This window comes from Bacillus sp. MBGLi79, assembly GCF_002953915.1.
Window position 1 is genome coordinate 3,093,882 of the sequence record NZ_CP026521.1, and the last position, 13,298, is coordinate 3,107,179.

The 13,298-nt window shown below is 44.9% G+C and carries 15 protein-coding genes; 3 read left to right on the forward strand and 12 right to left on the reverse strand.

Annotated elements, in window-relative coordinates; genetic code table 11:
- Positions 1-34 precede the first annotated feature (34 nt).
- The 8 genes from tgt to iolG all read right to left on the reverse strand — a co-directional run bounded on the left by tgt (position 35) and on the right by iolG (position 7,180).
- Positions 35-1,180 carry a tRNA guanosine(34) transglycosylase Tgt gene (gene tgt, locus C1T29_RS15775; RefSeq protein ID WP_095432356.1) on the reverse strand — a complete coding sequence of 382 codons (1,146 nt, stop codon included), beginning with the start codon at positions 1,178-1,180 and terminating at the stop codon, positions 35-37.
- A gap of 26 nt (positions 1,181-1,206) precedes the next feature.
- Positions 1,207-2,235: a tRNA preQ1(34) S-adenosylmethionine ribosyltransferase-isomerase QueA gene (queA, locus tag C1T29_RS15780; RefSeq protein WP_014664821.1), complete on the reverse strand. Its 1,029-nt coding sequence runs from the start codon at positions 2,233-2,235 to the stop codon at positions 1,207-1,209.
- 29 nt (positions 2,236-2,264) lie between these two features.
- Complete coding sequence (locus tag C1T29_RS15785; RefSeq protein WP_014664822.1) at positions 2,265-2,465, reverse strand: DUF2905 domain-containing protein; 201 nt, start codon at positions 2,463-2,465, stop codon at positions 2,265-2,267.
- Positions 2,458-3,462 (reverse strand): Holliday junction branch migration DNA helicase RuvB, encoded by a 1,005-nt coding sequence (ruvB, locus tag C1T29_RS15790; protein WP_040082286.1) that lies wholly within the window; start codon positions 3,460-3,462, stop codon positions 2,458-2,460. The genes C1T29_RS15785 and ruvB overlap by 8 nt, the downstream gene beginning before the upstream one ends.
- A 10-nt stretch (positions 3,463-3,472) precedes the next feature.
- On the reverse strand, positions 3,473-4,078 hold the full coding sequence (gene ruvA / locus C1T29_RS15795) for a Holliday junction branch migration protein RuvA (RefSeq protein ID WP_014664824.1): 606 nt from the start codon (positions 4,076-4,078) through the stop codon (positions 3,473-3,475).
- A gap of 138 nt (positions 4,079-4,216) precedes the next feature.
- Entirely contained in the window at positions 4,217-4,729 is a 513-nt protein-coding gene (bofC, locus tag C1T29_RS15800) for a sporulation cell-cell signaling protein BofC (protein WP_040082284.1), read from the reverse strand.
- Positions 4,730-4,776: 47 nt separating this feature from the next.
- On the reverse strand, positions 4,777-6,084 hold the full coding sequence (locus C1T29_RS15805; RefSeq protein WP_103749947.1) for an MFS transporter: 1,308 nt from the start codon (positions 6,082-6,084) through the stop codon (positions 4,777-4,779).
- 70 nt (positions 6,085-6,154) lie between these two features.
- Entirely contained in the window at positions 6,155-7,180 is a 1,026-nt protein-coding gene (gene iolG, locus C1T29_RS15810) for an inositol 2-dehydrogenase (RefSeq protein WP_014664827.1), read from the reverse strand.
- Between the two features lie 236 nt (positions 7,181-7,416).
- Here iolG and C1T29_RS15815 point away from each other — a divergent pair, with 236 nt between their 5' ends.
- Complete coding sequence (locus tag C1T29_RS15815) at positions 7,417-8,064, forward strand: phosphotransferase (protein ID WP_103749946.1); 648 nt, start codon at positions 7,417-7,419, stop codon at positions 8,062-8,064.
- Positions 8,065-8,111: 47 nt separating this feature from the next.
- Here the strand turns inward: C1T29_RS15815 and C1T29_RS15820 are convergent, their stop codons facing one another.
- A complete protein-coding gene (locus C1T29_RS15820; protein WP_014664829.1) occupies positions 8,112-8,231 on the reverse strand; it encodes a hypothetical protein in 120 nt (39 codons plus the stop codon).
- 200 nt (positions 8,232-8,431) lie between these two features.
- Here C1T29_RS15820 and C1T29_RS15825 point away from each other — a divergent pair, with 200 nt between their 5' ends.
- Together C1T29_RS15825 and C1T29_RS15830 are read left to right on the forward strand one after the other, a co-directional pair.
- The gene (locus C1T29_RS15825; protein ID WP_231516583.1) at positions 8,432-8,758 is read left to right on the forward strand and encodes a DUF5412 family protein; all 327 of its coding nucleotides are present in this window, start codon (positions 8,432-8,434) and stop codon (positions 8,756-8,758) included.
- 282 nt (positions 8,759-9,040) lie between these two features.
- Entirely contained in the window at positions 9,041-10,495 is a 1,455-nt protein-coding gene (locus C1T29_RS15830; protein WP_103749944.1) for an alanine/glycine:cation symporter family protein, read from the forward strand.
- 41 nt (positions 10,496-10,536) lie between these two features.
- Here C1T29_RS15830 and C1T29_RS15835 read toward each other — a convergent pair whose 3' ends face one another.
- The 3 genes from C1T29_RS15835 to safA form a co-directional block, all read right to left on the reverse strand.
- A complete protein-coding gene (locus tag C1T29_RS15835) occupies positions 10,537-11,259 on the reverse strand; it encodes a YebC/PmpR family DNA-binding transcriptional regulator (RefSeq protein ID WP_103749943.1) in 723 nt (240 codons plus the stop codon).
- Between the two features lie 106 nt (positions 11,260-11,365).
- Entirely contained in the window at positions 11,366-11,965 is a 600-nt protein-coding gene (gene sgpA, locus C1T29_RS15840) for a spore germination protein SgpA (protein ID WP_040082279.1), read from the reverse strand.
- 147 nt (positions 11,966-12,112) lie between these two features.
- Positions 12,113-13,270 carry a spore coat assembly protein SafA gene (gene safA / locus C1T29_RS15845; protein WP_103749942.1) on the reverse strand — a complete coding sequence of 386 codons (1,158 nt, stop codon included), beginning with the start codon at positions 13,268-13,270 and terminating at the stop codon, positions 12,113-12,115.
- Positions 13,271-13,298: the final 28 nt, after the last annotated feature.

The following is a 13,298-nucleotide window of genomic DNA, read 5'->3' on the forward strand; positions in this document are numbered from 1 at the left end:
TTTCACCCCTTTCTGTAAGCCTGTTATTGTTTATTTAGAAGCTTTTCGCATTTGGCTTGTTGTAGCCGTAACGCTCAAAGAACTCTTCTCTGAAATCACCCAGACGATCCTCGCGAATAGCCTGTCTTACCTGCTCCATTAAGTGTAACAGAAAATGAAGGTTATGGTAAGTTGTTAATCGAAGGCCAAATGTTTCATTGCAGCGAATCAAGTGCCTAATATACGCGCGAGTGTAGTTTTTACATGTATGGCAATCACACTCTTCATCAATCGGACGGAAGTCTCTTTCGAATTTCGCATTTTTCATATTGAGTCGTCCTTCAGCTGTAAACACTGTGCCATTTCTTGCAATCCGAGTAGGCAGCACACAGTCAAACATGTCGACCCCGCGGATTGCTCCGTCGATCAGCGCGTCCGGAGAACCGACTCCCATCAAATATCTCGGTTTATCCTTCGGCAAGAGCGGTGTTGTAAACTCGAGTACACGGTTCATCACATCCTTCGGTTCACCGACAGACAATCCGCCTATAGCATATCCCGGAAAATCAAGGGAAATCAAGTCCTTCGCACTTTGTGTGCGCAGATCTTCATATTCTCCGCCTTGAACAATACCAAACAGTCCTTGTTCATCCTGACGGTTGTGAGCATTCAGACAGCGTTCCGCCCAGCGGCTTGTCCGCTCAACTGACCGTTTCATGTAATCGTACTCTGCCGGGTATGGCGGGCATTCGTCAAACGCCATCATAATATCGGAGCCGAGTGCGTTTTGGATCTCCATCGCTTTTTCCGGAGATAAAAACAGCTTGTCCCCATTTAGGTGGTTGCGAAAATGGACGCCCTCTTCCTCTATATTACGAAACTTGCTTAAAGAAAAGACCTGAAAACCGCCTGAATCTGTTAAAATGGCGCGGTCCCAGTTCATAAACTTATGAAGCCCGCCCGCTTCTTTGACAATATCGTGACCCGGTCGCAGCCATAGGTGATAGGTATTGCTTAAAATGATGCCCGCATCCATTGCTTTCAGCTCTTCAGGCGCCATTGTTTTGACTGTCGCCAGTGTGCCGACCGGCATAAAAACCGGCGTTTCAAAGGAGCCGTGAGGCGTATGCACTTTGCCCAGCCGCGCTCCTGTTTGTTTGCATTCTTTTATAAATTCATAGCGTATTGGTTGTTCAGCCACTTTTAATGAGGCCTCCTGTTCTCAAATTAGATAATCAGCATCGCGTCTCCGAAGCTGAAGAAACGGTATTCCTCTTCCACCGCATGGTTATAGGCACGCAGAATGTTTTCTCTTCCAGCAAGCGCGCTGACCAGCATAATCAATGACGATTTCGGCAAATGGAAGTTTGTAATCATTCCGTCAATGGCTTTAAATTCATAGCCTGGATAAATAAAAATAGATGTCCAGCCGCTCGATGCTTTAAATTGCCCGTCATGTTCCCCGGCAATCGTTTCAAGCGTGCGTGTCGAGGTCGTGCCGACAGAAATGATCCTGCCGCCATTTTCTCTTACTTTGTTTAAAGCCGCAGCCGTTTCTTCCGACATTTGATAAAACTCTGCATGCATATTATGCTCTTCCACTTCATCGGCACTCACAGGGCGAAATGTTCCAAGGCCAACGTGGAGTGTGATGAACTCAATTTGCACACCTTTATCTTTCAGCTGCTGTAAAATTTCTTCCGTGAAGTGAAGGCCTGCTGTAGGCGCAGCGGCAGAGCCGATTTCTTTTGAATACACGGTCTGGTAGCGCTCTTTGTCATCAAGCTGTTCTTTGATATATGGCGGAAGCGGCATCTCTCCAAGGGATTCCAGCACCTCGTAGAAAATACCGTCATATTGAAATTCCATTTTTCTGCCGCCGTGCTCCAGCTCTTCCGTGCAAACTGCCTTCAATCTTCCGTCTCCAAATGTGACAACGGTTCCTTTTTTCACCCGTTTCGCCGGTTTGGCAAGCGTTTCCCATTTATCGCCAGTTTCTTGTTTCAGCAAAAGAAGCTCCACTTTCGCACCGGTATCCTCTTTTGTGCCGAATAACCGCGCAGGCAGCACACGGGTATTGTTCAGCACAAGACAATCACCTTCGTTAAAAAAGCTGATAATGTGTTTAAACGAGCTGTCAGTCAGCTCTCCTGTATGTTTATCAAGCACCATCAGCCTTGAAGCATCGCGCTGCTCCAACGGTACTTGTGCAATTAAACGTTCCGGTAGTTCAAAATCAAATAAATCGACTTTCATGATAACTTCACCTTTATTCTAGTCTTTTGTTATTTCATTCTGCCGAAAAGATTAAGCAAAATTGATAATACCACACTTATGATAATACAAGTGACAACCGGGAAGAAAAACGTGACATTTCCTTTTTTCACAAAAATATCTCCCGGCAGCTTGCCGACAAAATGTAAAACTGCTCCGATGATAAGCAAAACAGCACCAAGAATCATCATGATCTTAGGAAACTCAGTCATATCGGGGAGCCTCCATTTGGAAATGTTGATAAACGGCCGGTGTCACGATCCTTCCACGCGGCGTTCTTTGGATAAATCCAATTTGCAGCAGATATGGTTCATATACGTCTTCAATCGTATGCGATTCCTCGCCGATCGTAGCGGAAATCGTATCAAGGCCCACTGGCCCGCCGTTAAATTTTTCGATCATGCCCATCAACAGCTTATGATCAATATGATCCAAACCGAGACGGTCAACCTGAAGCCGCTCCAGCGCATCCTGAGAAATGTCTTCCGTAATCCGGCTGTCACCCAGGACTTGGGCGAAATCGCGCACCCTTCTCAGCAGGCGGTTCGCCACGCGCGGCGTACCTCTAGATCTCCTTGCAATTTCAAGAGCAGACGGTTTATCAATCTCAACCTCAAATACATCCGCAGTTCTCGTGACAATATCGGCCAGTTCTTCTTGTGTATAGTACTCAAGGCGTGACATGACGCCGAATCTGTCTCTTAAAGGAGCCGTCAATAGCCCTACCCTCGTCGTAGCTCCCACCAGCGTAAACGGCGGCAGGTCAAGCCGCACTGAGCGGGCAGAAGGGCCTTTGCCGATCACAATATCCAGGCAAAAGTCTTCCATTGCAGGATAAAGCACCTCTTCAATCGATCTGTGCAGCCTATGTATTTCATCAATAAATAATACATCTCCCGGTTCAAGCGCCGTTAATATAGCAGCCAAATCACCAGGCCTTTCAATCGCAGGCCCTGATGTCGTCCGCAATTCCACTCCCATTTCATTTGCAACAATGGAAGCCAGCGTTGTTTTTCCAAGTCCGGGCGGCCCGTACAGAAGAACATGATCCAGCGTCTCCTGTCTCATTTTCGCCGCATCTATAAACACGCGTAAATTTTCTTTCACCTTATGCTGTCCGATATACTGTGCCAGATTTTGCGGCCTCAGGCTTTGCTCTATCACTGATTCATGGTTGTCTGCTTCACTTGAGACGAGCCGTTCATCCATGAACATCACCTTACTTTAATAGTTTTTGTAATGCTTTTTTCACATATTGGTCTGTTGTCAGCCCAATTTCTTCTTTAAGGTGAGGAAGCACCTTTTTGATTTCTTTTTCAGCATATCCGAGAACCCTGAGGGCTTCAAGTGCTTCTTCGAGAGCCGTTTCCGCTGTTTGCTTTTCAAGCCTTTCTTCATGATTAAACAGATTTTCAATCATTTCAGGCACAACATCTGCCAGCTTTCCTTTTAAATCTAGAATAATCTGGCGTGCGGTTTTCTTTCCTACTCCAGGAAACTTGACCAAAAAAGCTTCATCCTCATTTTCAATTGCTTGGATGACCGCTCCCGGATCACCCGATCCCAAGATGGCAAGTGCTCCTTTCGGCCCAATTCCGGTCACGTTTAACAGCTTTGTAAAGAGCGCCTTCTCCTCTCTCGTTGAAAAACCGTAAAGCGAAAAAGCATCCTCTCTGATATGATGATATGTAAAAATCGTTTCTTGGTTTCTCTCCTTATATATAAACGGATTCGGCGTAAAAATCTGATAGCCGATGCCTCCGTTCTCTATGACGATATATTGGGGAGATACATAATCAATCGTCCCTTTAACAAATTCAATCACGCACATTCACCTCTTTGACTGTTCTTCATTGTACCATAAAAACAGCCAAAGTCTTATAGAAAAGTTAACATACGTTCGCTTCTCTCTCATTCTTTCACGAAAAAAAAGACATGAATACATGTCTTCAATCAGATGACGTTACCCGCTGTATGTCTTAATATGTTCGATGACATCCTCGAACTCCGCTTTTGTCCGAAAAGGAATGCCTTTCAACAGATTTTTTTGCATGTGGCTTTCCAGCCTTTCTAAATCAATTTGAAAAAAAGACTGAATGGGTTCGGAAGCTGGCTCAGGCCGCCCATGAAAAGTGGAAATCACTCCATTATCCGATACACCGATATACCCGTTCACTTTGCTGAGCGGAGAAATATCGTCCATTTGCTTCCGGAAGAGCACATATCCCTTTTTTTGTTCCACAAGCGTCCATCCGGCATAAGCCGCCCAAAAATCATCCATGGAAAGCACTTTTTCACGCTTATGCTCAATGCTGACATCGCCGTCCAAATACACCTTTTCAAGCTGCACATGCACCTGCAGCGGTTCATAGTGCTCCACTTCCGCGCCAAGCGCGCGGGAAGGAGCGCCTATTTGAAATACTGCGGCTGAGCAAAGAATGCCCAGCAAAAGATACGCCGTGCTGAATCGTTTCACCCTCTACACCTCTTTGCACACGTTTATGATTAGTTTGACCAAAGAGGCTACTGCTTAACCGTTTTATCAAAATTTGTCTGCACATTTTCCCTGATAAACCGTTCCTCCGTATACACATCTGTTCTTTGCTCAGGAATTGTCAAGAATTGCGTCAGAAAAGCACTGAAAAAATACAATGCCGCAAAGATCCAAATTACGCCGCCTGCACCGAGCGGTCCAATGAAAAGGCTCACGATACCCGGCGCGATAAACGCACACAAACCAGATCCCAAATTCAACACTGACATGGCAGCGCCTTTATTATCAGGCGCAAGCGTCGGCAAAAGAGCGCTTAATGGAACGTAGCCGGCTAATGCCGCGCCGTAGCAGCAGGCGATCATCATCATCACCCAATACTGATGCCCGATCAGCTGAGGCGTGTAATAAAGCGCCAGCGTAAAAATGCCGCATCCGACACCGCCAAACCACATGACGGTATTGCGCCAGCCAAGTTTATCTCCAACTGCGCCAAAAATAAGATTAAACACAATATTCACAAAAAACAGCGTCCCCCAAATTTGCAGCCATTCCGAAACCGAATACCCGTAATGTGCTAAATAAGTCGGAAGAAAGATGGCAAATCCAAATTGTCCTATTGCATTAATCGTTTTGACCACTCCGCCGATGCCGACCTTAGGGTTTTCAAACATAATTGTAAATGCCTTCGACAGTTCTTTCCATTTCGGCTGATCTTGTTTTTTTGCTGGGGTAAATTTATCTTTATTAAAAAATAAGGCCAGAAATCCGCCTGCCGCCACAAACAGCAATGCACTCCAAAGCGTATTGATTTCTCCAAAGGCAGGAACCGCATAGCTGGAATAGAACGGGCCGAGTACGTTAAGGCCGCACGTAAACATAAACCAAAACCAGCCGACAGCTTTTCCGAGAATTTTTTGAGAGGTGCTGTATGATACCCACACGAGAAAAGAGTATGCAAACAGCGGATATCCCAAGCCTCTAAGGGCATAGCTACCTAAGAGAGCCGGATAATACATATGTGGAATCGCCCAGCCGATAAAAGCGGCCGAACCGAGGATAAACGCAAGCAATCCGATCGTCATCGTTTTTCTCGGCCCCCACGTTTGCACAAACGTTCCTGAAAGCCAAGCCGAGATGGTGACAGCAATGCCGTACATGGTAAATAACGATGCGGATTGCTGCATACTGAGACCATGATCCACGAGAAAAGGCGACAGCCAGCCTTGTTCGAGGCCGTCTCCAACCATAAAGATGACAACGCCAATATAACCCCAAACCATGTGAGAAGGAATTCCGATTTTGTTCAAAACATTTCCTTTAGCATGTACTGTATTCATTTTCTCCACCGCCTACTTAAAGTATCAATGGAGTATATACCCAAGCTTGCGGAATTGTAATCCTTTTTGATTAAAAAGCGATTTTTTCAGTGTGCTCAATACTGACAGGCATGCCAAAAGCAAGCGATTGCTGTGCTGCTCTTGCAATCCGTTCGGCCTGTAAACCGTCATTGCCGGTGCAGGCAGTCTCCTGATTTGTGCCGATCGCTTCTGCAAAACGGAGAATCTCCTCCTCATACGCATCCTTATAGCGTTCAAGGAAAAAGAAATGCGGTTTATCCTTCATCACAAAATCAGCGGTTGACACTTCAACCGTCGTCGGCCTGCTATTGTCCGCCGCTGCAGAGCCTTTCGTCCCGAAAACCTCTACCCGCTGGTCATATCCGTACACTGCTTGGCGGCTGTTATCAATCACGGCCATGGCACCGTTTTCAAAAGTCAGTGTAATAACAGCTGTATCAATATCGCCCAGCTCCGCAAAAGAAGGATTCACCAGAGCCGCCCCTTTTGCATACACTTCTGTCACTTCGCTTCCCATAATATATCTGGCCATATCAAAATCATGGATTGACATATCCATAAACAAGCCGCCTGACATGCGGACATAATCTATATTCGGGGGTTCTGGATCCCGAGACGTGATTTTTAATAAGTGAGGTGTACCGATTTCACCATTTTCAACAACTGTTTTGATTTTCTTAAAATGAGGATCAAAGCGGCGGTTAAAACCGACTTGAAGTGTTACTCCATGTTTCCGGACGGCCGCAAGCGCTTCTCTTGTTTCATCTAGAGAGAAACTAACTGGCTTCTCACAAAAAATATGCTTTTTCGCTTCGGCTGCTTCTCTGATCATCTGAGCATGTACGGCTGTAGGTGAGCAAATAAAAACAGCATCAATTTCAGGATCATGTAATAAATCACGATAATCAGAAGTTATGTATTCAATCTGATGACTGTCGGCCCAGCTTTTTATACGGCTCGCCTGAATATCAGAGATTGCTTTTAATTTCATGTGAGGAATCCGGCTTATATTTTGAACATGAAGTTTGCCGATGCGGCCTGCACCGATAATCCCTGTCACAATCTGTTTTGTCATCGCATGTTCCCCCTTGAATATTCACGAAAGCGCTTTATTTAAAATTAATACTATCCCATTTGTAAGCGCTTTTCAAGAATGGAAATAAACGCTCTATGTCTCTTTTATCACAATTTATGCTTATAAGTAGCCTTCTTCTCCAAGACCAGATACACTAGAATTAGGCTCTTTTTCCTGAACAGTTTATGATTTTCCTATAAACGACTGCATAAAATAGAGCAAAGAAGGTGAATGAAATGCTGACAAAAGCAGAGGAACTGGCCCATTCAGTCATATACCGCAAAAACAGCAGATTTGATAAAGTCAAAGAGAAATCCGAGGAATTAACACTAATCGGCAAGGGTAGAAGCGCCTATGTATTTGCCTTAACAGAAGGCGGCCGGAAAATGGCGCTGAAAGTATTTTTTCCGGAGTATCAAGCGACAGCAGTCAAAGAAGCCGCGATCTATGAAAAATTAGCCGGGTCCGCATTCTATCCTGACATTTACGAAACTGGCGATTCATTTATTCTCATGGAATATATTAAAGGTGAAACCTTTTATAACTGTCTGAAGAAAGGCATTGCAATCAGTGATGACATGATTCAGCAGGTTGAAGAAGCGCTTTCTGACGCCCGGGCAGCCGGACTGAATCCGTCAGACATTCATTTGCGGAATCTGATATTGACAGAAACCGGAGCGGTGCGGGTGATTGATGTTGCAAGATTTGAGCAGACAAAAACATGCACGCAGTGGGACGACTTAAAATCAGCATATCATTCACTCTACAAAAAACCGATATTCCCCAAAAAGATTCCGGTTTTTTGGCTGGAGATCATCGCATTTTTATATAAGAAAGATTGGTTTCAAAGGCATTTCGCACAGCGGAAAAGAAAGTATTCTTAAATCAAAAAGGCAGCCGCTTGTGTGGCTGCCTTTGTTCTGTATGTTTACTATCTTACGGTAGAAATCAGTTTCATTTGTTCAGGCGACAGCTTAATTCGATAGCCTCTCACAGTTAAGTAGACCGCTTCTGAGTCCTTCTCTCCGGAATGACAATACGTTTTCTTCATTTCTGTCTCCCCTCACCCTGATTGGTTTTATTTCATCATATCATTCCTTTATTAAGTTAATTTTAAAGAAATGTAAAGATCATATGAATCCGATATATGGTAAAATGAGAGAAAAAAAGGGAGAGAGTCACATCAAGACACGCAGTAAAGTCCCGTTGATGTTTGTGCTGCTGGTATTCTTCGGCGGCGCCGTTTATTGGATGTTATTTTCACTAAAAAACGTTCCGAAAGGAAACCTCGTCCAATCGGTTGAATCGCCTGACGGCAGCTATACGTTAAACACTTACATATCCCAAAACACCTTAAGCTTAGATGCGGCCAGAGGTGAACTTGTAAATGAAAAAACACTTGTTAAGAGAACAATCTATTGGAATTATCCGGACAGCCGTCCAGCAGTGACGTGGATCAATCACAACACAGTGAAAATCGGCAATCAGACATTACACCTCGATACAGATGAAACGTATGATTGGCGAAAAGATGATCATTGGATCCGTGAAGAACCGCCTCAGGCACAAGTGAGGTGACGATACATGAATAAGAAGAACAAGCAATTGTGCTCGCTTGTTCTTTTATATACGGATTGACTGAACTAGGCTAATTGTTGCAAGAATTTTATAACAAATGCCCTAAGTCGGCCTCTGCAGAAAAACGCAGCGTAATCGATACGCCGCGTTTTTTCTTTTTTCCTTCCTCTTCTTATTGATAATTATCAGTCATATAATGTGACAAATCGATTGTAGAAATAGTTCGATTAGCCCAAAATCCTTTTTATACATGTATTCGAATGGAAGTGAGGAGGAAGCTTGATGGCAGATATTGTTGCTAGTTTAAACGCGGTCTTATGGAGTACCCCCGTCATTTATATTTTATTGGGAATTGGATTGATCTTTTCAATTATGACCCGTTTTTTACAAGTCAGACATTTGAAAGAAATGATTGTTCAGATGTTTAAAGGAAAGAGCTCTGAAGCTGGCGTTTCTTCTTTTCAAGCATTATCAATTGCGCTGTCCGGCCGAGTGGGTACAGGAAACATCGCAGGAGTGGCGACAGCAATTGCATTCGGCGGACCCGGCGCTGTGTTCTGGATGTGGGCGATTGCCTTTATCGGGGCGGCGAGTGCCTTTGTTGAATCAACGCTTGCCCAAATTTATAAAGTGAAACAAGACGGTCAATATCGGGGCGGCCCTGCTTATTATATAGAAAAAGGCTTAGGCATTAAGTGGTTTGCCGTCTTATTTGCCGCTGCTGCCCTGATTGCAATGGCCCTTCTGATGCCGGGCGTACAGTCCAACTCCATTGCGGCCGGGGTCAAAAATGCATTCGGCATCTCTCCTTTCATTACAGGGTGTGCTCTCGTTTTATTATTAGGGTTTATTATTTTTGGCGGCGTCAAACGAATTGCTAATGCGGCGCAAATGATTGTTCCTTTTATGGCCCTTGGATATATCCTGCTGTCTTTGATTATTATTGTCATGAACGTGTCTGAATTGCCTGCTGTGATCTCGCTGATATTCAAAAGCGCTTTTGCATTGGATTCCGCTTTTGGCGGCTTAATTGGCATGGCGATTTCCTGGGGTGTTAAACGTGGGATTTACTCAAACGAAGCCGGCCAGGGAACAGGACCGCATCCCGCAGCCGCTGCAGAAGTTTCTCATCCGGTCAAGCAGGGGCTGGTTCAGGCATTTTCTGTTTATATCGACACCTTATTTGTATGTTCCGCTACAGCTTTCATGATCTTGTTTACCGGTATGTACAATACCCAGGCTGCAGATGGTTCCTTTATCGTCCATCACCTTAAAGGCGTAGAAGCAGGACCTGGTTTCACACAAGCGGCAATTGACAGTGTTCTCCCCGGATTTGGTGCAGGCTTTGTTGCCATCGCTTTATTCTTCTTCGCATTTACAACAATTATGGCGTATTACTACATCGCAGAAACAAATATTGCTTATTTAGCACGGGGCAGAGAAAGCAAATGGGCAATGCTCGGCTTAAAACTGATTATTTTAGCCGCCACGTTCTATGGGACTGTGAAAACAGCTTCACTTGCTTGGGCATTGGGCGATGCAGGGCTTGGCATTATGGTATGGCTGAATGTCATTGCCATTGTGCTGCTTGCCAAACCGGCGCTTCTCGCTTTAAAGGATTATGAACGCCAAAAGAAGCAGGGCTTAGACCCGGTCTTTGATCCGAAAGCGCTGGGTATCAAAAACGCTGATTTCTGGGAGAAAGAATACACTAACGAAAATGAACGTGTCTCTTAAACAAACTAAAAACCGGCCCGATATGACATCGTGCCGGTTTTTTATGAGCGATAATTGGTATACACTTCTTGAACATCATCATCTTCTTCAAGGATGTCTATTAATGTTTCCAGTTTCTCAACAGCCTGGTCATCGGCATCTGCATAGGTTTTGGGGAGCATGGTCACCTCCGCTGAAGAAATTGGATATTTCGATTCGAGCGCTGTTTTTACCTCTTCAAAAGAATCAGGCTCTGTTAAAACCTCATACAAGTCTTCTTCAGCCCGCAGCTCTTCTCCTCCTGCTTCCAGCACATCAAGCATGAGTTCATCTTCTTCTATTTGCTGTTTAGTCCGGTCTATCGTAATGAATCCCTTCCGTTCAAATAAAAAGGCTACACATCCGCTCTCTCCCAGACTTCCGCCATTTTTATTAAAGGCAGTTCGCACATTTGACGCCGTTCGGTTTTTATTATCTGTTACGCATTCAACCATAACGGCAATCCCTGAAGGACCGTAGCCTTCATAGGTGATTTCTTCATAGCTGCTTCCATCTTGGCCTCCCGCAGCTTTTTTAATGGCCCGGTCTATATTATCATTCGGCATATTGGCGCCTTTTGCTTTTTCGATAACTAGACGCAATGCTGAATTTGCTTCCGGATCCGCTCCGCCTTCTTTCGTTGCCACATAGATTTCTTTCGCAAGCTTCATAAATATTTTCCCGCGCTTTGCATCCTGTGCATTTTTTCTCTTTTGTATGTTTTTCCACTTAGAATGGCCTGCCATGTTTTCACCTGCTTTTCCTTTTTCTATGTACACTTTAATGGGTATTGTTCGCTGATGCAAAGAAAAAGGCTGCCGAATATCACTATCTTCCGGCAGCCTTTCATCCTTAGCGGGTGTTCATTTTATGAAGTCTTCTGAACAGCCCTTTATCTGTCGATACTTGGACGTCACGGCCATTCGCATAGTTGCGAGCAGCTTTTGCGACATTATCTCTGTCAGACTTTGTGAAATCCCTGTGGCTTCTGACTGCGACAACTACTCGGTCATCCGATACCATCACTTGTGTGTCATTGACGTTTTTCACTTGTTTCACACGGTTGGCAATTTTGGCCGCCAGTCTTCTGTTTTCTTGGTTGTCATACCCATTGTACGCCACATTCCGATTCATGTTTCGGTTATTCGTGTTGTTATATGTTCCGTCAGTAGCCAGAGGAACGCGATCGTCAGCAGTAACACGGTCACGGTTATTTACATTCGTGGTGTTTCGGTTACCGTCGTTCTGATCCTCCATTAATTCAGAAACAGGACCATCGTGGTCGATTCCGTCTCCCTGTCTGTCAGCATCGTTTTCATTTGTATAATATCCGATTGGACGGGTATTGCCGTTATTGCGCGTATCATTCATGGCATTATTATCGTTTGCTCCGCATGCTGTTAAGCCGGCTGTCATAAGAATCAAGCTAGCGATCGTCATTTTTTTACCCAATGGAAAAACCCCCCGTGGACGAATTGAGCATGTTTGCTCGTTTTTATCATGTGCGTCCGAGGGGCATGTTAAGCGTGTCAGTTCTGTCCATTTGGCAGTGATCTGCTTGAAAACAAAAAAAGGAACGATTTACATCGTTCCGAACGATCACTCATTTTCCTCTTCCGGCCGGCCAAACATTTGGTTTACAGAAGGCTGATTCGTCATTGGCATAGAAACTCCTGCCGAATATGGGTTTGGATTTGGGTTAGCGGTGCCATATGGCATATTAGGACTTCCATAAGATCCCAGTCCCGAGTGGCCAGGCGCAGTGAAATATGGCTGATGATCACCGTCACAGCCGCAGTCGTCATGATCTTTGTACGGCATGTAACCAGGAGCCGCAGCAGGCTGGTACGCTCCCATTACTTGGGGAGTGCCATAATAAGGGCCATAAGGCATATGTCCATACGGAGATCCATAAGCCGGAGATGCGTAATGCGGATCACCGTATGAACCGTAATGTCCGTGGTGGCTGTTTTCATGATGCTGGTTTTCATAACCCGGGTCATACTGAGGTGAGACAAAGCCTGGCTGGTATCCATGCATCGGGTACATTGGATAAGCATGTGCAGGATGTAACGGATAGCACAATCCGGATCCTGGAAGAATTGGCGAAATAGGCACCGGACACGGTACGAAATGAGCCGGATAATGAAAATAAGGCTGAACAGCCGGCATATTCGGAACTGTGTGATGAACGTTTTCTTCTTCTACACCGCCTACTTCTGGCGCCTTTGGCATATTAGGCATATTCGGATAATTTGCATTTTCCATATTACTCATAGCCTCCTGTTGTGGAAATTGATCTTGCATATGATACATATGATCTATATTTCCGTCATGATGTTTTTTCGTCTCCTCCGGTTTAGGAGGCGACCAAGGCTGGAAAAGCTGTTTCATGTCATAATACTCGTTCACATCAGCTTCAGGATACACATTTTCCTGCAAATTAGGCATCGGCGGGACATACGGCACGGACTTCTTTTCTTTCGGCTTTGTGTCTTCTACGTCGACAACGGATTTAGGCTTCTCTTTCGCATATGGATGTTCTTGCTTCCCGCTCCCGGCCGCAGGACTTTTGCCCGCTTTTGGCTCTTTTCTGACCGGGACTCCTTCTGACGGCACTTTTATTTTCATTCCAGGCATGATTAAGTCTGGATTACTAAGCTGTGTATTGAGTTTTTTCACTTCCTCAACATCGACTCCGTACTTTTCAGCTATTTTCCAGAGCGAATCGCCTTTTTGAACGATATGGATTTTCAACGTTTTCCCCTCCTATGCAAAACGTGAA